The organism is Gemmata sp. SH-PL17 (assembly GCF_001610855.1).
GTDB lineage: Bacteria > Planctomycetota > Planctomycetia > Gemmatales > Gemmataceae > Gemmata > Gemmata massiliana.
On record NZ_CP011271.1, the window covers coordinates 15,830 to 39,958 of the forward strand.

Sequence of the window (24,129 nt, forward strand, 5' to 3'; positions counted from 1 at the left end):
GCTTGTTCCGGATCGTGTTGGTCCTGCAGATCCTGTCAGAACTATTTATCCGATCTCACCAAACAAAAGCGGGCCGACCCATTGGGGTCGGCCCGCTGAGTTAGCAGTTCATTGACTACGGCTTCGCGGGTGGAACGGGCGGGGCCGAAGGTGCGGCCGGGTCGACCAGTTCAACTCGGAATTTGGGGACGACAACGTCCACTTTCTTCACATCCGTCCCGGCGAGGGCGCGGGCCACCGCGACCCATGCGGTCTTGCGGTCACCTGCGGTGCCAGCAACGGCCAGGACGAGCTTCTTCTCGGCGTCCGTGGGCAACCGGCTGAGGGTCGCGAGCGTGATGGCTTCCAGAATGGCCTCGTCGCTCTTTTGGGCCGCGATCAGCTCGCCAACGAGCTTCTCCAGGCGGTCGGATTGGGGCGCCTTCGGTGCGGCCGGCGTTTTCGGGGTGGCCGGCTTCGCCGGAGCCGCGGGAGCGTCGGGCACAACGAACGGCTTCGCGCTGGGGGCCGGCGGAACCGGCGGCTTCGGTACCTTCGGTGTGGTCGGCGGGAGCGGCACGACGAATGGCTTCGTGGGGGTCAGCTCCAGGGGAACAACTAGGTTCTGTTTCTTCCCTTCCGGAATCACGTGGTCCGGTGTCACGAGGTAGAAGAATTCCACCTGGCCCTTCTGGTTCGAGGACTTAAGGGCCAGCATCTTCTTCTTCCACTCGTCGCCGAGTTTCTTCTGCACCGCCGGCTCTTTCAGAAGCGTGTCGATGAGTTTCTCGCGCTTCTTCGGATCTTTGTCCTCGGTGAAGTATTTCAGTTCCAGCGCGGTCGGCCCGTTCCCGCGCACGTCGGTGAGCACGCGCTTCAGGAACTCGGCGTCCGTGTTATCCGGGGTCGCGACGAAGAGATCGACGGTCGTGGTGAACTTGTCGCCGCTCTGCTTCCCGTCGGATACCCACGTCAGGAACACGTCTTTGTCTTCGCTCGTCGCAGTCCAAGACTGGAAGAACGTGTCTTTCGCCGGTTTCGAGCCCACCACAACCTCGGACCAAACCCCCAGGTGATCGTCCTTCTTCACGGTCTTCTCGTCGGCCACGCGCACGACGGTTCGATTGATTCGCGAGTCCTTATTGGTGACGACCTTGTCCCCCCACACGACCTTCGCGTCGTCACTCACCATCAGTTTCTTGCCGTCCGCAGTGAGGTTGAGTGTCTCGACGACCTTCGTAGTCGTAACGTCTGGAACATCTACGACTTCGACCACGCTTACGCCCTTAACGTCGTCCGTCACCACACGGGCGCGAACCACCCGGACGCGCTCGATCGGCACGCCGAGTTTCTTCGCGATTGCAGCCCGCTTCGCTTCGTCGTCGGTGATCCACTCCACCACCTTCGCGCGCTTGTCCTCGTCCCCGTCGGAGACGAAGAACCACGTCTCCACCGAGGTGGGGACGGTCCCGCGCACGTCGAGGCTGAGACGCCGGAGGAAGGTCGGGTCGTCGAGACCCGGTTCTTCGGCCCGGATGTTCTTCAGGCGCTCCGCGACGTATTCGTCAATCGATTCCGCCGTTACCGGAATCGCCTTCGCCGCGTTCGGTTCGTTCGTTGCGCCGGGCCGATCACCAGCGGCCGCCGGTACGAGCCCCACGCCCAGCCCGGTCGCGAGCGCCAGGGCGACCGCGGCGAGCACCGCGACCGCTTTCAGTTTGGCGATCATCATCATTCGTATCACTCCTTCCGATAGGTGAACGGCCTGAGCGGACACGAGTGCGTTCAGTGTTCCCTGTGCGGCCCCCAGTTCGACCGCGCGCACGACGCCCGTGGCCAGCGTGTACGGCACCGCCGACGCGGAGGCGTGCTGCCCCAGAAGCCCCGCGAGCGCGCCCCCCGAGAGGGCCACGCCCCGGCGCGTGAGCCGCGCCGCGAGCGTGCGACGCGCCGCGGCCAGGCGCGTCGCGAGCGTGGCGGCTGGCACGTTCAGGTGCTTCGCCACCTCGCGCTGCGGCCGGCCTTCCAGGTCGCACAGCACCACCGGGAGCCGGAACTTGTCCGGGAGCCGGGCCAGTTCCTCGTCGATGACGATCTGGAGATCGCTCCACGCGGGCACAGTGGACGGGGCGGTCGGTTCGGGCATGACGTCCACCTGCTTTTCGCGGGACCGGCGACGGGCCAGAACCATTCGGGCTTTGAGCGCCGTGCGATACGCCACCCCGTAGAGCCAGCTCCCGACCCGTTCCCGGGGTCGCACCGACGCGGCGCGCCGGGCCAGCACCAGGAACGTGGCCTGGAACGCATCGTCCGCGGTGGTGTAATCACCCGCGACGCGCCGGCACACGCCGAGCACCATCCCCCCGTGCCGCCGGACCAGTTCCGCGAAGGCGTCGGCCGCCTCCGGGGAACGGGCACCCTCGTGGGGGTACTCTGCTCCTCCCGCGTTCTGAATGAACGCGCTCAGCAGCTCGCCGTCCGTGCGTGCGGCCGATTGGCGGGCCGTCACGACCCGTCGGAGCGTGGGCATCAACCGTTCGGCTTGCCCGGTGGGCATAATAAGAGCCTCTTTCAACGGCCCCGGACCGTAAGAGCGTCCCCCGCTAAGGGTGCGACCTTTCAGTCCGGAACCCGTAACCACTCGTGTCCGTCACCGTGTATTGCCCGCGAACGCACGCGCGCTCGGAGTGATTTTTGGGAACCCACGGAAAGTAGTTCGATTTTACCCGGCTCGCAGGCACGTGCGCCGCGCAAAAGGTGTTGTGAATGCACGATCCGTTGAGGTGATGCAATAACTGGAGTGTCGAAAATCATGGTCGGAAACGGGATGGGAACCCTCTCTCCATTCCCAGAGAAACCCAAACGGGGTCACGATTCCTCTTTCGATCCCTCAAAATCACCTCCAAAGACTGCCCCGTGGGTACCAATTCTGCGCCGGTTACCCAGGTCGCGACCACAGGTACCGCGACCCGGTTTACCCCCGCACCAACAGCCCCTTCAACTTCGCGCCGCGTGCCCCCGGAAGCCTGATTTTTCCGCGATGAAGTGCCAATTTTCGGGTGGAAACGCTTGACCGGATCGGAGCCCGCGTTATCGTCCCCGCGACTTTCCGCAACACGTGCGCAAAGTGCCGTATTCAGGGGATCGGCCCTCCGGACGAACCGGGGGGCCGGGTCGAAGCAGGTTGGGGAGCCTGCAACGGCCGGTCGTTCATGCAGTCCGTTGAAGGGGGAGCCGGGTTATGCGCCATCGGTACATCGGGGGAGCCGTGCTGGCGGCCGTGGTCGCGATCGGGTGGCCGGGCGAGGTCGCGGCCCAGGAGGGCGGGTTCCAAACACCTCTTAACAGCGATCCCGTAATTCCGATCCCGACCGGGAGAGCCGGGGAGCCGGGGTTCTATTTCGGGGCCGAGTTCGTCATGCTCACGCAGACGCGGGCCTTGGGGAACCAGTCGATCGGGGTGCGCGGGTTCTTCGACGCTCAGGGCGCAATCACCGGCGTCCCGGGTACGTTCGTCGGGACCGGGGCGGACGCGCTGAACACAAGCAAAATGGGCCGGCGCGAGTTCCAGCCCGGGTTCAAGGTGGAGATCGGGTACAAATTCGACACCGGTACCCGGATCTACGCGAATTACTTGCAACTGTACGACGCCCACTACTCGGCCGGGGCCTCGCAGTACCCACTCGGGTACCGCGCCCGACCCGACCTCGCCGACACGTTCCTGTCGGCCCCGGTGTACAACTTCAATCAGTTGTTCAACGGGCCGCTGCAGGACACCGCGTTCGACAACAGCACCAACGGCGGTGCGAACACGGTCGGCATTTGGAACGCGGCCGACATCATGGACACGAAGTTCACGCAGCGGTACCAACAGGCGGAACTCGGGATGCGCATCCCGATGTTCGCGACCGAAATGAGCAGCGTGTACGGGTTATCGGGTGCCCGGTTCGCTTGGTTCTTCGAGCGCTTCACCTGGCGCACGGTGGACATCGACAGCTCCGGGAACTCCACGCCGCAGAGCTCGGCCGTGTACACCAACTCGCTCTCGCAGCGGATGTACGGTCTGTTCGTCGGGTGCGGGCACGAGGTGTACCTCGGCAACATGTTCTCGGCCAGCCTCGACCTGACGGCCGCCGCGTACATGGACGTGGCCAAGCAGCGGGCCAAGTACGAGCTGGGTGACAAGACCACGCAGTCCAAGTTCGGCCGCGAGTCGTTCGACTTCGTGCCGAGTGCCACGGCCGACCTCAACCTGTGGATGTACCCGATCGAGGGCGTGCAACTGAAACTGGGGTACACCGGGATGTCGTTCTTCAACACCCGGTACATGCGTGAACCGGTCGGGTACAACTTCGGGAACATCGATCCGAACTACGGGACCAAGGTCTTCCGGCTGATCCACGGGTTCAACGTGGGCATCGGGTTCTTCTTCTAACCCGAGCGGGACGACTATCCAAATCCCCAAATGCGGTTCGCCGCTCCCCACCGGTCGGCGGGGAGCGGCGGACCGTCTTGGCGCTTGTGCCGATTTTGAGGGCTGCCCGCGCCACGCACGCGGCATAAAATCCGAACAACAGACACGACTGGCATTACCAGTAGGGCACCACGTGTTCATCATTTCTTGTGGCAATTGCCGAGACCGTTAGGGCGGGTATAATCCCCCCCTGTCCCGCGGACGCCCACCGGTTCGCGGCCCGCGACACACTTCAAGACTTTAGGAGCCAGCATGGCCGACGGGCGCGACCAATCCGGCGGGTTCAGTTACCGCACGGCCCTACCGTGGACGAACGTATTTCGGTCCTTCCAAATTGCCCTGGACCCGAGGAAGCTGTTCGTCGCGGCCTTCGGCATCCTCGTGATGTCGTTCTCCTGGTGGCTGCTCTCGAACGTCTTCTATTACAAGGCGCCGCTCCAGAACGACCGGGAGTACGAAGCGAGCACGATCAAGCGGAACTACGAGGGGAAGAAAAAGGCCAACGACGCCAATTACACGGACGAAGATTTCGCGCGCATCGGGGCGGAGAAGTACAAGCGCGACTACGAACAGTGGCAGGTGCTCGACGCGCTGGCCGGCCCGGGCGGGCGGCTCCGCACGCTGCCGTGGTACGAGTACCGCGGGCCGAACCCGTTCCTGTTCTTCACCGACGCGCTCGGCGGCTCGGCCGCGGACCGCGAGAAGGTGGTCTCCGGGTTCTTTAGCGGGTCCGTGCCGGTTCTCGTTGAGCCGCTCGTGAAGCTGCTGCTGCCGGTCGCGAAGCTCCTTTCGCCCGGGGTCAGCCCGCAGACCCGGTTGTACCTGTTCCTGATCCTGCTCAGCAACGTGGCGGTCTGGGCGTTCTGCGGCGGGGTCATCACCCGGCTCGCGGCGGTGCAACTCGCGAACAAGGGGCCTATCACGCTGAAGCAAGCGGTCCAGTTCGTCGCCAAGCGCTACCTGAGCTACCTCGGGGCCCCGCTCGTTCCGCTCGGCATCATCGGCTTGGTCGTGGTCGGGCTGATCCTGTACGGCCTATTGGCGCTGATCCCGTTCGTCGGCGACATCGTGCTGCTCGGCGTCGGGCTGCCGCTGGTCATCGTCGGCGGGGCCATCATGACGGTGTTCCTCGTCGGCCTCGTCGGGTACCCGATGATGTACACCACCCTCAGCGTCGAGGGCGACCAGAGCGACACGTTCGACGCCCTGAGTCGGTCCGTGAACTACGTCTACCAGGCCCCGTGGCACTACCTCTGGAACTGGTTCGTCGCGATCATCTACGGTGCGGCGGTCACGCTGTTCGTGCTGTTCTTCGCGTCGGTCGCGGTGTACGTCGGCAAGTGGGCCGTGGGCCTGACCGCCAACGGGCTGTGGCAGGACCGGAAGCCGGAGTACCTGTTCGTCTACGCCCCGGAATCGTTCGGCTGGCGCGAACTTCTGACGAAGGACAGCCCCTACGCGGTGCAAGGCGAGTGGGCGGGGTTGGACCGCGACGGGAAGGAAACGACCGACCCGACGAAGGTGATCCGTCAGATCTACCGGTACAAGCCGGTGAACCAAGAACTCTATACCGAGAGCAAGAACGAGTTCTGGATGTATAACACGGCGGGCGCCGGGCTCGTGTGCTTCTGGCTCACGCTCGCGTTCCTCATGATGCTCGGGTTCAGCTACAGCTTCTTCTGGTCCTCCGCGACGATGATCTACTTCCTGATGCGGAAGAAGGTGGACGAGGCGGAACTGGACGAGGTGTTCGAGGACGATGAACCGGAAGCGCCGCTGGCCCCGCCGAAACTGGCGCCGACCCCGACCCCCGCGCCGGCCGACGCCACCGTTCCGCTCGGCAGCAGCCTGCTGAACAAGCCGGCGGTTTCGCCCCCCGTGGTGGTGCCGCCGGTCGTGGTTAGCCCGCCGCCGGTGGTCGTGCAGTCGCCTCCCCCGCCCCGGCGACGCTCCCATTCAACCCGCCGACCGCGAGCAGCCCGCCCCGGCACCGGCCGTTAGCCCGCCTGCGCCGGTCGAGGAACCGAAGAAGCCGGCGGACGACGCGCCTCTGGGGTAAAACCCGTGGGGCAGAGAACAGAGATCAGAAGACAGAGATCGGGGCTGGCCTCGGTAAGGGGCGTTTGGTGTATCTGGGGTGAAGCGATTGCTCCACCCCGGCGAGTTAGCTGTAAAACGAGTTAGCCCCGTAGGGCGCCAGTCAACACTGGTGCCCTACGGGGCTAAAAGCTCCACACATCCGGTTCTAATCTGTTTTCTGATTTCTGCCCTATCGTTTCTCAAGTTGCAGGTGAGGGAATGGGACGCCCGATCGTGCTCTTTAGCGGCCCGTGGGCCGATCTGCCGCTCGATTCGCTCGCGACGAAGACCGCCGGATGGGGCTACGCCGGTTTCGAGCTTTGCTGCTGGGGCGACCACCTCGAAGTACAGCGCGGGCTTTCCGACGACGGGTACCCACCCGCCCGCCTCGATTTACTCGCGCGGCACGACCTGCAAGTCCCCGTCATCGCGAACCACAAAGTCGGACAAGCGGTTTCAGACGTGATCGACAAGCGGCACCAGTCGCTCGTGCCCGATTACGTGTGGGGCGACGGCGCCCCCGCGGGGGTCCAGCAGCGCGCCGCAGAGGAGATGAAGGCGACGTTCCGACTCGCGGAGCGGCTCGGGGCGGGGGTCGTCAGCGGGTTCACCGGTTCGCCCATCTGGGGGTACGTGGCGGGCTACCCGGCGCCCCGGCAGGACGTCATCGCGGACGCACTCCGGCAATTCGCCCGTCAGTGGCACCCGATTTTGGACGCCGCTCGTGAAGCCGGGGTGCGGTTCGCGTGCGAGGTGCATCCGGGGCAACTCGCGTTTGATCTGTACTCCGCGGAACTGGTGCTCGACGCCCTCGACGGGCGCGAGGATTTCGGCTTCACGTTCGACCCGAGCCACATGCACTGGCAGGGGGTCGATCCGGTCGAGTTCTTGCGTCGGTTCCCGGACCGCATTTATCATGTTCACATCAAGGACGCTCAGTTGACACTGAATGGGCGCGCCGGGGTGCTGGCCGGGTACTGGCCGAGCGGCGACCCGCGTGCCGGGTGGCAATTCCGGTCGCCCGGTCACGGCGGCATCGATTGGGCCGCGATTATCCGCGGGTTAAACGCCATCGGGTACGACGGACCGCTCTCGGTGGACTGGCACGACCCGGGAATGGATCGCGAGTACGGCGCCGCGGACGCTCTGCGGTTCCTGAAACAGCTCGACTTCGACCCGCCGGCACACGGCCCCAAAGCGTTCCGGGGATAGGGTATTCTGGTTCCGTCACCACTCAGGAAATGCACCGATGCCTTACGTGAACGTGCGGATCACACGGGACGGCGTTACCGCCGAGCAGAAGGCGCAGATCGTCGCCGAGATCACGCAAACGCTCCAGCGCGTTTTGGGGAAGCGCCCGGAACTCACGCACATCGTCATCGACGAAATCGACCCGGAAAACTGGGGGTTCTCCGGGATGCTGACGACGGAGTATCGGAAGAACGAAGGGAACCGTTGACCTCGGCCTTTGGGAGCACAAACAATGCGATTCCCCACTTACGACGAAGCCGAAGCACTCAAGCGCGCGTGGACGGACAAGTTCGTCCGGGTGAAGCCGGGGCACGCCGAGTACGAGCGCTTCGCGAACAAAGTGGGGCGCGTGGTGACCGTGAATTACGGGGGGCGGGCGATCGTCGATTTCGCCGATGGCGCCTGGTACGACGTCCCGGCGACGGACGCCTACCTCGAAGTGGTGCCGGACGCGGACGCGAAGGACAAGTTCGATGTCACTGCCAACAGTGCCCAAAAGCTGCCCGGTCGACAGGGGTGATAACGCCGAAGCTCCGAACCGGGAACGGAAACCGCTCGGTCCCGTTCGAGAAGCCATGTGGCACTTCCGGGGCGCGCGATACAAATACTACATCGAGGAGAACGGCAAGAAGGTATCAACCCGATCCCTCGCGGGCGATCTCGCACCGGCCCGGCCGGTTCCTGATTCCGCGTTCCGAACCCCGCGCTCCGCGTTTTTTCCATGCTCCTCCTGATCGATAACTACGATTCGTTCACTTACAACCTCGTCCAGCGGTTCGGGGAACTCGACGCCGCCCTGAACATGAAGGTCGTGCGCAACGACCAGATCACGCTCGACGAGATCGCGGGGCTCGCGCCCACGCACATCGTCATTTCTCCCGGCCCGTGTACGCCGAAGGAAGCCGGGATCTCCAACGCCGTACTGGAGCGGTTCGCGCCGACCGTACCCGTGTTCGGGGTGTGCTTGGGGCACCAGTGCATCGGTCACACGTTCGGCGGCGAGGTGATTCGCAACAGCCGCATCATGCACGGAAAGGTGTCGCCCATTCACCACGACGGGAAGGGGCTGTTCGCGGGGATGTCGAACCCGTTCGACGCGACCCGGTACCACTCGCTGGTCATCAAGAAAGAGACGTGGACGAACCCGGACTTTGAAGTGTCGGCCTGGACCGCCGAGGGCGAGATCATGGGCGTGCGCCACAAGACGTGGCCGCTCCACGGTGTCCAGTTCCACCCGGAAAGCTTCCTCACGCTCGAAGGGCCGACCATCCTGCGGAACTTCCTGGCCCTGCGCGGCTCGCGCTGAGAGCGGCGGAGCTTCACCCCAATTCTTGGTACACGCGCACGTGTTGGTCGACGAACCGCGCCACACCGAACCGCTCCGCGGCGCGGGCGCGGGCCGCTTCCCCCATCCGGGCCGCTGTCTCCGGGTCCGCGAGTAGTGCTTGAGTTTTGGCAGCCAGCGCGGGGCGGTCGCCGGTCGGAATCAGGTACCCCGTTACCCCGTCGTCTACGATCTCGCTCAGTTCTGGTGTGTTGTAAGCGACGACAGGTTTGCCCGCGGCCATCGCTCGCAGTGCCAGGTGTTCGCCCCCGCGCTCACACGTCACCCATACCAGATCCGCCAGAAGTGTCGCCGCCGCGAGATCGGGCCGGGCTCCGCTGAAGCGGACGCGGTAGTCGTCGAACGCGAGCGCCCGACCCAAACCCTCGGCTGCTGCTCGATCCGGGCCGTCGCCGGTCAGCACCAACTGGAGCGCGGGCGAGCTGTAGCGGATCATGTCGAACGTCCCGACCGACTCTTTCACCCCGTGTGCGGCGTCCAGGCGCCCGCCGGCGAAAATCAGTTGCCCGTCCCCGGGGGCGCCGATCGCACGACAGAACTCGGTCCGATCGGCGCACTTCTCGACCAGCGCCACGGCCGGGGCGATTCGCGTGAGGCGGTCGTTGGTCACCCCGATTTGCCGGTACCGTTCGCCCTGAACCCAACTGGTCGCGATCACGCGGTCCGCGCGCCGAACCTGGCGCGCGGTGAGCCACCCGCTCACGCCGTTCCCCGGGTTGACCGCGCCGGTCGCCACGAGCCGCGGAGCCGTGCCCTCGTCGAACCGCGCCAGGCACAATCGCGCGATCCGGACCGCGTTGGTTCCGAAGGCGTGAAAGACCGTAGCCCCGCACCCCTGAACGGCGCGCCGGAGCCGGCGCATGCCGCTGAGGTCGAGCGCGGCTCGTACCGGCAGCGCGCTGACCGAAAGGCCCGAATTCCGGAGCGCATCGGCCGCGGCCCCGGTCGCGGGACCGAGCACCCCGACGGCGACCTCGAATTGGTCGCGTGGTAGCGCGCACGCCAGCAGCGCGAGTTGACTCGCCGTGTCACTGTCACCGAGATCGGACGCCAAAAAGAAAAGCTTCACGAGTTTCGACTTGGGTTCCCGGAAACGATACGGATACGGGCGAAACGCACACTCTAATCGTGAGCCACGAAAGGCGAAATACGAACCCTACTCGCCCGACAAAAGCACCCCGACGAACGGGAGGTGCCGGTACTCGTCGTTGAAGTCCAGCCCGTAACCGACGACGAACTTGTCCGGGATCGTGAACCCGACGAAATCCGGCTCGAACGGCACCTCCTGGCGCCCGATCTTGCGCAGGAGCACACCCACTTTGACCGAAGCCGCACCGCGGTCGATCAGGTGCGCGACCACCCGCGTGAGCGTCTTGCCCGTATCGAGGATGTCATCGAGTAGCAGGATGTGCCGCCCCGTGATGTCGGGCAAGAGCTCGTCGCGGATCTCTAACCGCCCGGGAACGACCGTTTCGCCGCGGTAGCTGGACGCGGTGATGAACGCGACCCGCAGCGGCAGGTTGATGCGCCGGATCAGGTCGGCGGTGAACACGAGGCAGCCGGTCAGGATGCCCACAACGGTAACCGGCTTGCCGTCGTAGGCGCACACGATCTCGGTTGCCAACTCCTCCACGCGCGCCTGAATCCGGTCGGCGGTGATGAGCACTTCCATTGGGTGGCTCCGACGGGGATGCCACTAGTGTGGAAGCTAACGGGCCGCGTTTCAAGTTCGGCCCGCTCGAACAGCGTGCGAGATCGTCATTTCTTCTTCGGTGTGGCCTTTTTCGGGGCCGGCTTCTTGACCACTGTTTTCTTCGCAACGGGCTTCTTGGCCGCAGCACTCTTTGCTGCTGGTTTTGCTGCGGGCTTCTTCGGGACCGGTTTCTTCGCCGCGGGCTTCTTGGCCGATGCTGCTTTTGGTGCCGGCTTCTTGGCCACCGTGCTCTTGGCGGCGAGTTTCTTCGGGGCCGGTTTCTTCGCCGCGGGCTTCTTCGCGATGACCTTCTTCACCGCCTTGACCGTCTTCTTCACCGCGGGAACCGATTTACCCTTTGCCGCATCCTTACCGAGAATCGCACCACCCACACCGCCCACAGCGGCACCCACAGCGGCACCGAGCGGACCGAGTATCGACCCGGCCGCGGCCCCGGCCATTGCTCCCCCAGCCGCGCCACCGACCGCGCCCAATACCTCGGTGTCTTTGTCCGCGCCGCTGGTGCCGTCTTGAGTGTCGTCTGCCATTTGGTCTCTCCGTGTTCGAGTTTGTGACGCAAGTGAGTTCGCAATGCACACGCCGCGCCAGAAGGTACAGCACGATTGCTACACTGACCATACGATATCACATGCCCTCGCGCTGCGGGGCACCGGCACAGGTATACCACTTGGAACGGGACGCGCAATGGCCAAACGACTCGACCACGTCCTCGTCATCGACATCGAATCGACGTGCTGGGATGGGGGGACGCCACCGCGGGGCGAAGCGAACGACATCATCGAGATCGGCCTGACCCCGCTCGAACTGAGTAGCGGCCGGCGCCTGGAGAAGCGGAGCATCCTCGTGCGCCCGGAGCGCTCGAAGGTCAGCCCGTTCTGCACGCAGCTCACCACGCTCACCCAGGAACAGGTGGACGGCGGCATCTTGTTCAAGGATGCGTGCAAGATTCTGGAGACCGAGTATTTGTCCCAAGAGCGGCTGTGGGCGAGCTTCGGTGACTACGATCGGCGCCAGTTCGATAAGCAGTGCCGCGACGAGGGCGTGCGCTACCCGTTCGGCCCCAGCCACCTGAACGTGAAGACGCTCTGTTCCATCGCCAAGGGGCTGCCGGCGGAGGTCGGCCTCCCTCAAGCACTGGCCCTTTACGGCCTCAAGCTCGAAGGGACGCACCACCGTGGCCACGATGATGCGTGGAACATTGCTGCACTCCTGGCCGAGTTTCTAAAGCGAACGCGGAACTAGACGTGACGTGACCGCGATCGTGACGAGTGCGCGCTGTAGGGAACGTGTTACTTGTCGAATTTGATCGTCTTCGCGCCTCCGCCGACGCCGTAGACCTTCACACCTTTGATGTCGCCCGGCGGGTTGTCCCACGAGTGACTCGCTTTTACCTTCGAGATAACCTGCGCCGCGATACCGGTCGGGCGCACCGCGGTAAAATCGTACTCGTAGATGCCGTCCTTCGGCGCTTCCTTCATCACGCGCGGCGTCAGCTTTGCGTCCGTCCATCCGCCGGTTGGAACTTGGCCGGTTGCGTTCACCGTTAACTTCTTCTTGTCCTTGTCGAACTCGTAGTTCACGTCGGTCACCTTCTTCAGCACCTCGCCCTTGGGTTCTTTCTTCTCGTCGAGCTTCTTGGCCCCGGCGAGAGAACCGAACGCGAAGGTAGCAAGAGTAACCGCGAGCGCAGCGCGAACGAATCGCAGCATGGGAATCCTCCGAGTGATGTGAACCCGACCGGTGAGTCGGGCGAAGGCATCATACGATTTGAGACGAAGTGCGTGTTTCTGGTTGTCAGAAGCGAAGAGTTTTGGACAGGATTAACAGGATCGACTGGATTTCAAACCCGGCCGCACGTTGAGCCCTTGTCCTGTCTATTTTGTCAACGGTGCAGCGCTGCTTTGGTTCTGTGCACCTATTTCGGATCTTGTGAATCCTGTTAATCCTGTCCAAGCTCTTTTCTTCCACCGACTGCGACCAGTTCGCGCTCGCGCAGCACGCGATCGACGAGAAGAACGAACTTCTGCGGGTCCAGGGGCTTTTGGAGGAAGTCGTAGGCGCCCAGGCGCATCGCCTCGACTGCTTCGCGCACCGATCCGTGACCTGTCATCACCACAACCGCGCAGGAAAGTGCGCGATCCTGGACCTCGCGGAGCACGCGCATTCCGCTCGCTTTCGGCATTCGCAAGTCGGTGACGACGAGGGCATACGGGCGCTCGGCCAATAGCTCCAGCCCGCGCACCCCGTCCGCGGCCGTATCGACTTCGATTTTTAAGGCTTCTTGAAGCAGTTCTTGCAGGGATTCTCGGCTATCTTCGAGGTCTTCAACGATCAGCACGCGGCGCGAAACGGTGGTGGGGGGCGGGGAAACCTCGGGGATCATCGCGCGCTCCGTGTCGGTCCTGACGGCGCCTTCTCCGGCCTGACCCCCGGACGGAAGACCTGATCGGAATAATCGATGCACACGGCGCGCCGACTAAAGCACTTGAGGGAGGTAGGAAGGGTGGGCGAGCAGTCCGAGCGAGAGCGCGTTCCGTGACCCCGCGCTTCGTCTGAAGAACATGGAGCGATGGTGCCGATTATTCCGTTGTGGCACCTTTCACCGTAACCCGGTTGGCGTATTGCGCGGTTTTCGCGCTCGCGGGGTGCCACGCGCTGAAGGGGCCGTCCGTTGGACCAACGGTTGCCGGCCCTCAGTTGCCCGTCACGCAGCGGACTGCAATCACACCGGACGTGTCCGCGGTATCAACCGAATCGGCTCCACCGATTCAGCGTCCGGGCGAGTATCGCCAGCTCACATCCGCCGATTGCCAGCGTCTCGCAATTGCCAGTGCCCCGTTCGCGGACGACCTCGACCGGCACTCCGAAAACGAGGCCCCTTCTCACCCAAAGCTGATGAAGAAGGCCGCGAAGTTTGCAGAGGTGAGTTGCTTGGTTCGCGGGCACGCGGCCGACGAGCTTCGCAACCGCGCTGCGGCCGAGGCACTCGAAGAGTTCTTCAAGTTGGCCGAAGCGGAGGGACAGTTCGATCTGCTCAGCGCGGCTGGAGCCGAACTCCGAACGCAACTCGCGGACGCCGAGCAAGCCGAAAAAGTCGGTCTCAAGGACCGCGCGGACATGCCCGCGTTGCGGCGCAAGTTGTTGGACATCGAAGCCCAGCAGTCGAAACTCGAAGCAGGAGCCGGCGCGCTGAACGCGAGCCTCCGCGCTCGACTCGGACTGAACGCGAACGATCCGCTCCCGCTCTGGCCCACCGATCCACTGAAAGTGAAACCCGACGACGTGGACGTGTCGTTGGCGGTGACGACCGGTCTGCACTACCGGCCGGATCTGAACGCACTGCGCGTACTCACGGGGCACGGCGGCGCGGGCGATATGACGAATGCGGTGCTCACCGGAATCAATCCGCTCCTCGCGAATTTGAAGCCGGATAATCCGCTCGTGCAGTTGTTCTCGCCGTTTGCCAAAGAACCCGCACACCAGCGCGCAGCCGTAGCCACTCGGGTCGCGGGGGTGCTGGCCGCACGCGAACGGCAGGCCGAAGCCGAAATTCGCGCAACCGCGACCCTTCTCCGCGGGTACCGATCCGCGGTCGCGGCGCGTGCTCTCGATGTACGGGCGGTCGAAGCCCGAATCGTCGAACTTCAAAAGAAGCAAGCCGCTGGCGTCAACGTCGCGGCCGATCTCGTGACGGCGAAACTAGATCTGTTCAAGGCGCGAGGGGATTTACTTTCCAGTGCGATCGAATGGCACCAAGCCGAAGTGAAGTTGCGCCAGGCGATGGGGTTACTGGTGCGCGAACAGGGACGGTATTGATGCTGGAAAATGAAGTTGTGGTTCGTGATTGAAGCCGGCGACATTCATGCGCCGCTCAATCACGAACCACAACTCTGCGTCTCAAATCTCATTACGGCTTGATGCTGGCACCGACGGCGCTGGCGTCAATCTTGTACTTCAGGGTTGTGGTGGTCAGTTCCGACTCCACGCGGCCGAGTTTGTCCTTCATTTGCACTTTCACTTCACCGCTCATGCTCACCTCGCCGGTGCCGGCCATGAACGACAGTTCGGTGCAGGTACCTTCCACGCCGAACCCGGCGAACCGGACCTTCCCGCGAGCGGTCACGGCCGACAGCCCCGAGGCGCCCTTCTCCGGCGACTTGATGTCCACCTTCTCGCACGCGACCTTCAGCACGAGATCGTCACCGTTCTTCACCTCGAACGTCGGTTCACCCTCGCCCACGCGGAGCACGATGCGGTACTTCGTCGCTGCGGCCGGCGCCGTTTCCGGCTTGGCCACCGGGGTTTCGACTTTCGGGGTTTCGATCGGCAGTGGCGGGGTGTCCGCCTTCGGCGGTTGGAGCGCATCGTTCCCGCCGGTAGGGATCACAACGCCCGTCGGCGGAACCATCGGAGTTCCGCCCGCACCCACGACCGGCGGCTTGCCCGGCAGCGGAGTGCTCGGCGGTGCGGGCGGAACGCTCCCCGGCAGCGGGGTCAGTTTCTCGGGCGCGGGCGGGAACAGTTCACCCATCGGGAGCGCCGGGGCCGCCGGGGGAACCTTCGGCGCATCGGGTTTCGTGGGCTTCGGTTCGGTCGGGGTAGCCGGCGCGGGCGGGAGCTTCAAGTCGGGCGCCGACGGCGTGCTCGGCAGCGCGGGCGGAGTACTCCCCGGCAGAACCAGGTCCGGTCCCTTCGCGGGCTTCGGTTCCGGCGACGGGGGCGGCGGGAAATCCGGAATCGAGGCCGGCCCGCTGGGTACTACGGCGGGAGCCTTGCCGCTGTCGGTCGGCGGCGTGCCAGGCAGTTTGGGCAGGTCGGGTGCGGGCGGAACCGCCGGGCCGGGCACCGGGAGCGACGGTGCAGTGGGTTCCGACGGCGCACCGGCCGGTGGCAGCTTGACTGTGTCGGCGAAGGCGAGCAGTTCTTCGGGCTGGCGCCCCTTCGATTTGTCGAGTTTCGGGCACTGGCTCGCGGCTGCGGCCAGCCCGCCGATCGAAACGCCTAAAACGCCGGCCATCAACTTCCAGCGGGACAACGACATGGTGAGTGCTCCTCTGCGCGGCGCGGCCACCAGGGGGACCGCGGGTTCCATGCCCACGGGGTCGCCGAGCGCCAGGTCGAATCGGGGGAAGAAATAGCCGGCCGTTCTTCCCGTGTCTGCGCCACTTTCCCAGACCCGGAGTCGGTACCGCCGGTCGCGCCGTTTCCCCGTCTCACCACAGGACATACACTTTACCCTGACCTCCTCCTCTCGGTCGCCCGGCCCGTCTTTACCTCACGATTTTCATGACCAAACCCAAAGTATTTGTCGCCCGCCGCATTCCCGAAGAGGGACTGAACGCGATCCGCGCCGTGTGTGATGTGGACGTGTGGCCCGAACAGCTCCCGCCCTCAGCGGACGAGTTGCTCCGGCGCGCCAAGGACTGCGACGGTCTCGTGTCGCTGCTCACCGACCGCGTGGGCGCGGGGCTACTCGATGCCGCGCCGCGGTTGAAGGTCGTGAGCAACTTCGCCGTGGGTTTCAACAACGTGGACGTGCCCGCATGTACCGCGCGCGGCGTGTGCGTGGGGAACACGCCCGGGGCGCTCACCGATGCGACCGCCGACATCGCGGTCACGCTGTTGCTGTCCGCAGCGCGCCGGATCGGTGAAAGTGCGGCCGACGCGCGCGAGGGGCGCTGGCTCACCTGGGAGCCGCTCGGGTGGCTCGGCTCGGACCTCGCGGGGCGCACGCTCGGCATCGTCGGCATGGGGCGCATCGGGTTCGCGACCGCGAAGCGCTTGCACGGCGGGTGGGGCATGAAGGTACTCTACACCGCGCGCGGACCGAAGGCGGACGCCGACCAAACTCTCGGTGCGACGCGGGTGGAACTCGACGAGCTGCTCGAACGCAGCGATTTCGTTTCCGTTCACGCGGACCTGAATCCCTCGACGAAGGGTTTGTTCGGGGCGGCTCAGTTCAAAAAGATGAAGCGCACCGCGGTGTTCGTGAACACGTCGCGCGGGCCGCTGGTCGATCAGTCCGCGCTCGCGGAGGCGCTCCGATGCGGAACGATCTTCTCCGCGGGGTTGGACGTGACCGATCCCGAACCGCTGCCCACGACCCACGAACTCTACAAGCTGCCGAACTGCACCATCGTTCCACACATCGCCAGCGCGACCATTGAGACACGTAACGCAATGGCGCGCTTGTGTGCGAACAATCTGCTCGCGGGCGTGCGCGGGGAGCCGCTCCCGAACTGGGTGAATCCTGACGTCGCCGAGAAGCGGCGGAAGTGAGCGCTTTCGGCCCAGTAACGCCTCTGTAACCAAAAAATCCGAGGGGCGCACGGTCGCGTCGAACTGGTGTCAGCACCGGCGGTCACACGGGCCGCTGGGCAACGCCAGGAACCAGTCCGATGCACCCGTCTCACATCACCCGTCGCCGCTTCCTGACCGCCGCTAGCGCCCTCACCGCGAGCGGCCTCTTTGGTTCGCGGCTCCGCGCCTGTCCCAACCTCGACGGTGAAGATCCTCTGCGCGGAGCGAAGGAACTCGCCGCGGGGATCAACGCATTCGGCCACGAACTGCACCGCCGACTCGCGAAGGGCGACAACAGCACGTTCTTCTCGCCGTTCAGCATCGAAGCCGCTCTTGGTATGACCAGCGCCGGCGCGAAAGGCAAGACACTCGAAGAGATGCAGAAAACGCTGCATTTACCAACAGACCCGCACCCGGCGTTCGGCGCGATGATTGCCCATCTGAATCGCCCGACGCGCCCGCTCCCGAGTCGTGAGGGCCAACCCATCGTCCCGTTCGTCAAGCGCGGTTACGAGCTGAACGTCGCGAACGCGATCTGGGCGATGAAGGACTACCCGTGGCGCAAAGAGTTTCTGGACCTCACGCGCAAGCACTACGGATCGGGTGTGGTCGAAACCGACTTCCGCAAACCGAACGAGTCCCGCCAGCGGATCAATTCGTGGGTCGAGAAGGAAACGCAGAAGAAGATCAAAAACTTGATCCCGGACGGCGTGCTCTCCCCACTCACGCGCATGGTGCTGACGAACGCCATTTACTTCAAAAGCGCTTGGCTGCACCGGTTCGCGAAGGAGAACACGAAGGACGCGCCGTTCACCCGCGGGGACGGGACGAAGATCGACGTTCCGCTGATGGCCCAAACGGGCCGGTTCGAGTACGGCGAGTTCGACCTCGGGCTCACGCGCGCTTCAAACCCGGTGCAAGTGCTGGAGCTGCCGTACACCAACAACGAGCTCTCGATGCTCGTGTTTTTGCCGAAGGGTGCTACCACGGTTGAGCAGATCGTCACGATACTCACGAGCAAGACAGTAACGAACGTCGCGATGAAACCACAAACGGTGAACGTGTTCCTCCCGCGGTTCAAAATCGAAACGGAGTACTCGCTCAACGCGGCCCTGATTGATCTCGGCATGAAAGCCGCGTTCCGGGACGCCGATTTCACCGGGATGCACACCAGCGACGAGCACCTGCTCATCACGCACGTTCTGCACAAGGCGTTCGTGGACGTGGACGAATCCGGGACCGAGGCCGCCGCCGCGACTGCCGTGGTCGTCGGGCGGGAGATCGTGAGCGCCAACCCGCAGCCGAAGGAGTTCCGGGCCGATCGGCCGTTCGTGTTCGCGATCCGCGACAACGCGACCAACGCGACGCTGTTCCTGGGGCGGTATTGCGGTCCCGCGAAGTGACCTCAGCTCGCCCGCACGGGAGCGCCGGAGTATTTTCGTGCGGGCTGTTACATGCGTGCCGGATACGCGGGCCGCTTGTGGCTCGGTCCGCCCACAAATCGTCAGCTCCGGCACAAGTTCCGCAAAGCTCCCCGATGATGTTGAGTAGAGTCATCTGGGAGTTACTCATGTCCGTCTGGCTCGCCGCGCTGCTCGCGCCCGTTTCGCCCCCGCCTGTACCGGAAGCACCTGCGCCGCGGTACTACTTTATCCTGTTTGCCGGGCAGTCGGTGCCGTTCCACCCGCGCACCGCGCACACCTGGGCAACGTTCGTGAAAACGACGCCGGGGGCGGACGGGAAACTCGCCGTCGAGCACGTCACCATCAGTTGGCTCCCGGCGCAGGGGCCGGTGCAGCCGTTGCGGGTGCGGCCCGTGGCCGGGAAGAACTACACACTGGAAGAGACGTTCGCAAAAGCTGAGCACAACGGTTCGCGCATGTCGATGTGGGGACCGTTCGAGACGGACGCGCTCCGGTACGAACTCGCGGTCGAGCAGGTCCGCACGCTCAACAGTGGCGCGGTGCGGTTCCGGAGCATCGATTCGTTTTGTGGCAACCGGAAGGTACAGCACTGCGTTCACGCGGTGACTTACGCCGACCCGAACTTGCAGCACCTGATCCAACCGGTGCTCCGCGTGGGCGAACCCGACACGAGCAAGCTGGCCGCCAAGTACGCGAAGAGTGGCGCGTTCGTCGGCACCCAGACGCACGACTGGCTCTTACCCGTTCTGGGGCTGGACCAGCACCCCCTAGTGCGCCGCGAACCGGGCGAACGTATTCCGCGCCGGTGGCAGTGAGCGGTACAATGGCCCGCGTCGCCCGCCGCTCCGGTGCCGCCATGTCAGAAGCGATCACGGTGTCCGTCCGCCCCGATTCCGCCGCGGTGCTCACGTTCGATCAGCCGGGTAGCAAAGCGAACGTACTCACGCGCGAGCTGTGGGTCGAGTTCGGTAACGCGCTCGCTGCCCTCAACCATCGCGCGGATGTGAAGGGGCTGGTGCTCGCGAGCGCGAAGCCGGGCATCTTCATCGCCGGTGCCGATTTGAAACTCCTCGTGAACGCCCCCGGCCCAAACGACCCCGACGTGCGAGCGTTCATCGAGCTAGGCTTGCGCGTCCTCGAACAACTGGAGGCGCTCCCGTTCCCGACGTGTGCGGCGATCGACGGCGCGGCACTGGGCGGTGGACTGGAAGTCGCTCTCGCGTGTGATTACCGCGTCTGTGGCACGAACCCGAAGACGCAACTCGGGTTACCAGAGGTCAAACTCGGGCTAATTCCCGGTTGGGGAGGAACGCAGAGGCTACCGCGAATTGTGGGCACCAAAGAAGCAATTGAGATGGTGACTTCGGGGCGAAGCGATTCGGGTCACAACGCGGCAACGACGGGGCTTGTTGACAAAACGGTAGACGCGGGCCTGTTGATCGAAGAAGCCGCGACGGTGGCAAATCGACAATCTGACGCCCGCACGGTTCGCGTGAAGAAGCACGCCCCGCTACCCGGAACCACCTTTAGCACAGTACCCGCCGGTACGACCGCAGCTCAAGAAGCGATTCGCGTGACGAACGAAGGGGCCGCGCTACCGCTTTACGATGCGATCAAACTCGAAACCGAAGCGTTCATGCGCTTGGCCGGGTCGGACGAATCGAAGCGCCTGATCGCTGAGTTCTTTGCGAGTCGCAAGAAGTAAAGTCGCGAGAAAGAAGAAGGCCGCGAGCATTCTGCCCGCGGCCTGGGAACACAACCGTTAGAACTTGCCGAAGAACAGTCGGCCCACGTCGAGGAAGATCACGAACACCATCAGTGACAGGATCAGGAACAGACCGGTGTACATCGCGATCGCGAACATGCGCTCGGGTACAGGTCGCCCGAGGATCTTTTCGAGTATCAGGAACACCATGTGTCCGCCGTCCAGCACCGGGATCGGCAGGAAGTTCACCACCGCCAAGTTCACCGAGATCATGCCGAGGAACAACAGGAACTGCCAGAAGTCCTCGCCCGCGAACCGGTAGGACACGGTCGCGATCGTCAGCGGCCCGCTCATCGTCTTCACGCTCACGCGCCCGAACGCCATCGCGTACAGGTTCATGTACACGACCTTGATGAACCGCCCGGTGCGCCGGGCGCCCAGTTCGATCGCATCGCCCACATCGGCCGCTTTTTGGATCTGGTTCTCGGACTGGAACACCAGCCCGCGCTCGCTGGTCGGGAAGTCTGTGTTCGGCCGCCCCTGGAGCGTCACCGTGAACGTCTCGTTCTCGCTGCGCTTCACTTTCAGATCGATCTCGAACGGCGGAAGACTCTGATAAGTGAAATCTACTGCCGCCCACGGGTGCGCCTGGAGTTCGTCTTTCCACTCACCAGGTACCGGCTTGCCGTCAGCCCCCTGGCCCTTAAATCGCACACCGACGATGGTGTCATTCGGTCGGAGCGCTTTCTCTTCCCCGCCCGGTTCCACGTCTCGGGGATCCAGCCCCAGGGACCGCCGAATGCGGTAATACCACCCATCCGGAAGTTCGCCGGGCGTCGTTTTAGCCTTGGCCGCGGGACCGTCTGGTGCGACGTCGTCGACGACGGGTTCGATCCAGTAGGCCAACCCCAGCCCACTGATCGGTAACGGGCTGTTCGGGAGTGACTGCGCCTCACGGTCGAACCGGAACGACGGATCGAAGTCGAGTTTCAGCCGGACCTGTTCGTCGGTCGGGTGCGCCTCGCGCGACAGAACCAGTTCCACCGACAGGGGACCGGTCTTACCCGCTGCCCACTGGTTCAACTGGTGCGGCAGCAGCAGCGGGTCGAGCGGGCGCACATCCACGGCCTTCTGATCGGGCGTCTCGAACTCCTTTTTCTTCCAATCCAAACCGTTGACGTACCAGACGCGCTTGCCCTTCTCGTCCGGCGGCAGCATGACAGCCTTGATCCGGTCGCCGCGCTTCGGCTGGGCGCCTTCGGTGTGGGCGATCACGCCCATCTTTTCGGCGCTGCCACCCGCGCGCAGGGCGCTGATTTCGCCCATCCGCATCCGCATTCCGAGGTCGTACCGGTACGCAGGCTTGACGGTAATCGTGGTCGGTTGTGTCTCACTTCCCGATCCAACGCGGGTTACGTGGAAAGTCACGTCCTTACCCGCGAGCATTACCATGCGACGGTGGTAATCGCTGTAGGTCGCGACGGGCGTCACAGTCGCGGCGTTCGCGGGGTCGCTCATTGCAACGACGCGGTCGCCGGGCAGGAACTTCGGGTCGGCGGCCGCTGCCGGTGAGCCGGCGGTCAGCGGTGTGAACGTCGACCGCTTCGGCCCGGTCATGAGGACCAAGTTGTACGGCGGCGAGACCCCGAGTTGCGGGAACCGCTGCCCCTCTTCGCGGAGCGGGGAAACGGATTTGGCGCCCGACGCGACCCCGTTCCGCTCCCACTCGATGGGTACCTGTTCGTCCTTCTGGGTGCTCATCACGATCGGGCGGATGTCGTCGAAGTACGGGTTCTTGCGCCCGCCGATTTCGGTGATGTGGTCGTCGGTGCGCATCCCGGCGCGCCACGCGGCCCCGCCGCTCTCGACGGTGTTGATTGTGCCCGGTTTCTCCTGAACGCCGTGCAGGTACGCGGCAACGAAGCACGCCATCCCGAGGATGATGTTCATCACCACGCCCGCGGAGATGATGAGCATCCGCTGGCCCACGCTCTTCTTGCGGAAGCTCCGCGGGTCGTCCTCGGCTTCCTCGTTGTCGCCGCCGTCGCCCTCGCCGACCATCTGCACGAACCCGCCCAGCGGGATGATGCCGATCTTGTACGTGGTCTCGCCCCACTTGTACTGGCAGAACGGGACCGCCGGGCCGAACCCGATGCTGAACATGTTGACGTGAACGTCGCACCACTTCGCCGCGAGGAAGTGCCCGAGTTCGTGAATGAAAATGATGAACCCCAGCCCGAGCACCACCTTGAGGGTGTCGATCGGGTCGAGGTACGCGCACACGAGCGCGACCACGACGGCGGTGGTGACCAACGAGAAGGCGTTCTCGCGCACCCACGACTTGACCGCGGAGACCTCACCGCTGTGGTCCGGTTCGCCACCGGGCGCGGGCGCCCCCGGCGGGTTCACGGGGACGGAGCTACCGGCGTTCGGGTTCGGGTCCAACGGGCTACCTCCTGCCGCGCCCACGCATCGAGGGCCTTGAGCCGTTCGAGCGTGGGGCGGGTTTCATAGTCGTGCGAAGAGAGCACCGCCCGGCAGCACCGGGCGATGTCGAGAAAAGCGAACTCACCGTTCAGGAACCGACCGACCGCGGCCTCGTTCGCGGCGTTGAGCACGGCCCCACAGGTTCCGCCGCTCCGGGCCACTTCAAACCCTAACTCCAGCGCGGCGAACGTCTCCCGGTCGGGCTGCTCGAAGTTCAGCGCGGAGAATTTTTGCCAGTCGAGGCGTTTGGCCGGGCCTCCGAGACGCTCGGGGTACAGGAGCGCGAGCTGGATCGGCAGCCGCATATCGGGCGGAGAGAGTTGCGCGAGAACCGAGCCATCGGCGAACTCGACGAACGAGTGGACGATCGATTCTGGGTGAACGATCACGTCGATCTGTTCCGCGGCCAGCCCGAACAGCCAGCGCGCCTCGATGACCTCGAGCGCCTTGTTCATCAGTGTCGCGGAGTCGATCGTGATCTTCGGCCCCATCTGCCAGGTGGGGTGCTTGAGCGCCTGGGCCGGGGTGACGGCTTCGAGATCCGCCGCGCGCTTGCCCCGAAACGGCCCGCCGCTGGCGGTGAGCACCACGCGGGTCACGTCGGCCGGCGTGTGCCCAGTGAGCGCCTGAAAGATCGCCGAGTGTTCGCTATCGACCGGGAGCAGTTTGGCGCCGCGCTCGGCCGCAAGTTCGGTCACGAGCGGCCCGGCCACAACGAGCGTTTCTTTGTTCGCGAGCGCGACCGTTTTCCCAGCTTCAAGTGCGGCCCACGTTCCTGCAAGTCCTGCGGCCCCAACTACTGCTGACACAACGACATCTGTCGCCGCGTCAGTCACGAGTCGGGCGACGGCGTCCTCGCCGCACAGTAGCTCGGTTTCCTTTGGGAACGCCGATCGGTCGGCCTGTTTGAACGCGACCGGGTCACACAGCACCGCGACCCGCGGTTTGAACTCCCGGCACTGGCCGGCGAGTTGTTCCCATTTGGAATGAGCCGCGAGTCCCGCAACTTCGAGTCGGTCGGGGAGGTGTCTCACCACGTCGAGCGTGCTAGTTCCAATGGACCCGGTGGAGCCGAGTAGCGCGATCCGCCGCGGGCGTTGGGCGGTAAATGTGGGGGACGGCATCGCGCGCACCGTGAACCGTGGGTCAGACCCGCAAATGATACCGGGCATTGTACGACCGGGCAGAAGCAAGCAGCAAGGTGGGCGCAAACGGAGTGCCCGGCGCGACCCGAACACTCATTTTGACCCGGCGCGAACGAACTCGCCCAAACGCAGAGCGATTCTTTCGTGTTCCCTCCCAAAGCACTGAACCGAGCAACTTCGTAACTACAATCACTTTCGGGTTCCGTTCGAGCACGATTAGTGGCAC

21 protein-coding genes are annotated in these 24,129 nt (G+C 64.4%); 12 read left to right on the plus strand and 9 right to left on the minus strand.

All coding sequences use genetic code 11. From position 1 onward, the window contains the following. Positions 1-115: 115 nt before the first annotated feature. Positions 116-2,536 (minus strand): sigma-70 family RNA polymerase sigma factor, encoded by a 2,421-nt coding sequence (locus VT84_RS00090; RefSeq protein ID WP_082838066.1) that lies wholly within the window; start codon positions 2,534-2,536, stop codon positions 116-118. A gap of 684 nt (positions 2,537-3,220) precedes the next feature. Between VT84_RS00090 and VT84_RS00095 the strand changes: the two genes are divergently transcribed. The 6 genes from VT84_RS00095 (at position 3,221) to VT84_RS00120 (ending at position 9,089) form a co-directional block, all read left to right on the plus strand. Then, entirely contained in the window at positions 3,221-4,414 is a 1,194-nt protein-coding gene (locus tag VT84_RS00095; protein WP_082838067.1) for a hypothetical protein, read from the plus strand. 291 nt (positions 4,415-4,705) lie between these two features. Continuing rightward, positions 4,706-6,454 (plus strand): hypothetical protein, encoded by a 1,749-nt coding sequence (locus VT84_RS00100; protein WP_082838068.1) that lies wholly within the window; start codon positions 4,706-4,708, stop codon positions 6,452-6,454. A gap of 297 nt (positions 6,455-6,751) precedes the next feature. Then, the gene (locus VT84_RS00105; protein WP_052549322.1) at positions 6,752-7,744 is read left to right on the plus strand and encodes a sugar phosphate isomerase/epimerase family protein; all 993 of its coding nucleotides are present in this window, start codon (positions 6,752-6,754) and stop codon (positions 7,742-7,744) included. 37 nt (positions 7,745-7,781) lie between these two features. Then, the gene (locus tag VT84_RS00110; RefSeq protein ID WP_052549320.1) at positions 7,782-7,991 is read left to right on the plus strand and encodes a tautomerase family protein; all 210 of its coding nucleotides are present in this window, start codon (positions 7,782-7,784) and stop codon (positions 7,989-7,991) included. 24 nt (positions 7,992-8,015) lie between these two features. Continuing rightward, positions 8,016-8,303 carry a hypothetical protein gene (locus tag VT84_RS00115; protein WP_052549318.1) on the plus strand — a complete coding sequence of 96 codons (288 nt, stop codon included), beginning with the start codon at positions 8,016-8,018 and terminating at the stop codon, positions 8,301-8,303. Positions 8,304-8,504: 201 nt separating this feature from the next. Then, positions 8,505-9,089 (plus strand): anthranilate synthase component II, encoded by a 585-nt coding sequence (locus tag VT84_RS00120; RefSeq protein ID WP_052549316.1) that lies wholly within the window; start codon positions 8,505-8,507, stop codon positions 9,087-9,089. A 13-nt stretch (positions 9,090-9,102) separates the two neighbouring features. Here VT84_RS00120 and VT84_RS00125 read toward each other — a convergent pair whose 3' ends face one another. The 3 genes from VT84_RS00125 to VT84_RS00135 form a co-directional block, all read right to left on the minus strand. After that, entirely contained in the window at positions 9,103-10,197 is a 1,095-nt protein-coding gene (locus VT84_RS00125) for a glycosyltransferase family 4 protein (protein WP_052549314.1), read from the minus strand. A gap of 87 nt (positions 10,198-10,284) precedes the next feature. Further along, on the minus strand, positions 10,285-10,800 hold the full coding sequence (gene hpt / locus VT84_RS00130; RefSeq protein ID WP_052549311.1) for a hypoxanthine phosphoribosyltransferase: 516 nt from the start codon (positions 10,798-10,800) through the stop codon (positions 10,285-10,287). An 86-nt stretch (positions 10,801-10,886) separates the two neighbouring features. Beyond that, positions 10,887-11,369: a hypothetical protein gene (locus tag VT84_RS00135; RefSeq protein ID WP_204249692.1), complete on the minus strand. Its 483-nt coding sequence runs from the start codon at positions 11,367-11,369 to the stop codon at positions 10,887-10,889. Positions 11,370-11,526: 157 nt separating this feature from the next. On the opposite strand from VT84_RS00135, the gene VT84_RS00140 reads away from it, so the two are divergent. After that, the gene (locus tag VT84_RS00140) at positions 11,527-12,084 is read left to right on the plus strand and encodes a 3'-5' exonuclease (RefSeq protein ID WP_052549309.1); all 558 of its coding nucleotides are present in this window, start codon (positions 11,527-11,529) and stop codon (positions 12,082-12,084) included. Positions 12,085-12,131: 47 nt separating this feature from the next. On the opposite strand, the gene VT84_RS00145 is transcribed toward VT84_RS00140, so the two are convergent. After that, complete coding sequence (locus VT84_RS00145) at positions 12,132-12,551, minus strand: hypothetical protein (RefSeq protein ID WP_052549307.1); 420 nt, start codon at positions 12,549-12,551, stop codon at positions 12,132-12,134. Between the two features lie 230 nt (positions 12,552-12,781). After that, a complete protein-coding gene (locus VT84_RS00150) occupies positions 12,782-13,225 on the minus strand; it encodes a response regulator (protein WP_052549305.1) in 444 nt (147 codons plus the stop codon). 206 nt (positions 13,226-13,431) lie between these two features. Here VT84_RS00150 and VT84_RS00155 point away from each other — a divergent pair, with 206 nt between their 5' ends. Beyond that, the gene (locus tag VT84_RS00155; protein ID WP_052549302.1) at positions 13,432-14,658 is read left to right on the plus strand and encodes a TolC family protein; all 1,227 of its coding nucleotides are present in this window, start codon (positions 13,432-13,434) and stop codon (positions 14,656-14,658) included. A gap of 91 nt (positions 14,659-14,749) precedes the next feature. Here VT84_RS00155 and VT84_RS00160 read toward each other — a convergent pair whose 3' ends face one another. Further along, complete coding sequence (locus VT84_RS00160) at positions 14,750-15,883, minus strand: hypothetical protein (protein WP_157469021.1); 1,134 nt, start codon at positions 15,881-15,883, stop codon at positions 14,750-14,752. 245 nt (positions 15,884-16,128) lie between these two features. Between VT84_RS00160 and VT84_RS00165 the strand changes: the two genes are divergently transcribed. The 4 genes from VT84_RS00165 (at position 16,129) to VT84_RS00180 (ending at position 20,271) form a co-directional block, all read left to right on the plus strand. Beyond that, the gene (locus VT84_RS00165; RefSeq protein WP_082838070.1) at positions 16,129-17,121 is read left to right on the plus strand and encodes a 2-hydroxyacid dehydrogenase; all 993 of its coding nucleotides are present in this window, start codon (positions 16,129-16,131) and stop codon (positions 17,119-17,121) included. A gap of 119 nt (positions 17,122-17,240) precedes the next feature. Continuing rightward, positions 17,241-18,545 (plus strand): serpin family protein, encoded by a 1,305-nt coding sequence (locus VT84_RS00170; RefSeq protein WP_082838071.1) that lies wholly within the window; start codon positions 17,241-17,243, stop codon positions 18,543-18,545. Positions 18,546-18,712: 167 nt separating this feature from the next. Continuing rightward, a complete protein-coding gene (locus VT84_RS00175) occupies positions 18,713-19,381 on the plus strand; it encodes a hypothetical protein (RefSeq protein ID WP_082838072.1) in 669 nt (222 codons plus the stop codon). Between the two features lie 8 nt (positions 19,382-19,389). Beyond that, entirely contained in the window at positions 19,390-20,271 is an 882-nt protein-coding gene (locus tag VT84_RS00180) for an enoyl-CoA hydratase-related protein (RefSeq protein ID WP_082838073.1), read from the plus strand. A gap of 57 nt (positions 20,272-20,328) precedes the next feature. Here the strand turns inward: VT84_RS00180 and rseP are convergent, their stop codons facing one another. After that, complete coding sequence (rseP, locus tag VT84_RS00185; RefSeq protein WP_162271541.1) at positions 20,329-22,716, minus strand: RIP metalloprotease RseP; 2,388 nt, start codon at positions 22,714-22,716, stop codon at positions 20,329-20,331. Continuing rightward, positions 22,677-23,882, minus strand: coding sequence for a 1-deoxy-D-xylulose-5-phosphate reductoisomerase (locus VT84_RS00190; protein ID WP_082838075.1), 1,206 nt, complete (start codon positions 23,880-23,882; stop codon positions 22,677-22,679). Before VT84_RS00190 ends, rseP begins: the two co-directional genes overlap by 40 nt. Positions 23,883-24,129: the final 247 nt, after the last annotated feature.

Bases quoted from the DNA above. Each gene is read 5' to 3' on its own strand.
- VT84_RS00120 (WP_052549316.1), top strand. From the start codon at position 8,505: ATGCTCCTCCTGATCGATAACTACGATTCGTTCACTTACAACCTCGTC.
- VT84_RS00190 (WP_082838075.1), bottom strand. From the start codon at position 23,882: ATGCCGTCCCCCACATTTACCGCCCAACGCCCGCGGCGGATCGCGCTA.
- VT84_RS00150 (WP_052549305.1), bottom strand. From the start codon at position 13,225: ATGATCCCCGAGGTTTCCCCGCCCCCCACCACCGTTTCGCGCCGCGTG.
- VT84_RS00105 (WP_052549322.1), top strand. From the start codon at position 6,752: ATGGGACGCCCGATCGTGCTCTTTAGCGGCCCGTGGGCCGATCTGCCG.
- VT84_RS00175 (WP_082838072.1), top strand. From the start codon at position 18,713: ATGTCCGTCTGGCTCGCCGCGCTGCTCGCGCCCGTTTCGCCCCCGCCT.
- VT84_RS00100 (WP_082838068.1), top strand. From the start codon at position 4,706: ATGGCCGACGGGCGCGACCAATCCGGCGGGTTCAGTTACCGCACGGCC.
- VT84_RS00160 (WP_157469021.1), bottom strand. From the start codon at position 15,883: ATGTCGTTGTCCCGCTGGAAGTTGATGGCCGGCGTTTTAGGCGTTTCG.
- VT84_RS00180 (WP_082838073.1), top strand. From the start codon at position 19,390: ATGGCCCGCGTCGCCCGCCGCTCCGGTGCCGCCATGTCAGAAGCGATC.
- VT84_RS00170 (WP_082838071.1), top strand. From the start codon at position 17,241: ATGCACCCGTCTCACATCACCCGTCGCCGCTTCCTGACCGCCGCTAGC.
- VT84_RS00115 (WP_052549318.1), top strand. From the start codon at position 8,016: ATGCGATTCCCCACTTACGACGAAGCCGAAGCACTCAAGCGCGCGTGG.
- VT84_RS00145 (WP_052549307.1), bottom strand. From the start codon at position 12,551: ATGCTGCGATTCGTTCGCGCTGCGCTCGCGGTTACTCTTGCTACCTTC.
- VT84_RS00110 (WP_052549320.1), top strand. From the start codon at position 7,782: ATGCCTTACGTGAACGTGCGGATCACACGGGACGGCGTTACCGCCGAG.
- VT84_RS00135 (WP_204249692.1), bottom strand. From the start codon at position 11,369: ATGGCAGACGACACTCAAGACGGCACCAGCGGCGCGGACAAAGACACC.
- VT84_RS00090 (WP_082838066.1), bottom strand. From the start codon at position 2,536: ATGCCCACCGGGCAAGCCGAACGGTTGATGCCCACGCTCCGACGGGTC.
- VT84_RS00095 (WP_082838067.1), top strand. From the start codon at position 3,221: ATGCGCCATCGGTACATCGGGGGAGCCGTGCTGGCGGCCGTGGTCGCG.
- hpt (WP_052549311.1), bottom strand. From the start codon at position 10,800: ATGGAAGTGCTCATCACCGCCGACCGGATTCAGGCGCGCGTGGAGGAG.
- VT84_RS00140 (WP_052549309.1), top strand. From the start codon at position 11,527: ATGGCCAAACGACTCGACCACGTCCTCGTCATCGACATCGAATCGACG.
- VT84_RS00165 (WP_082838070.1), top strand. From the start codon at position 16,129: ATGACCAAACCCAAAGTATTTGTCGCCCGCCGCATTCCCGAAGAGGGA.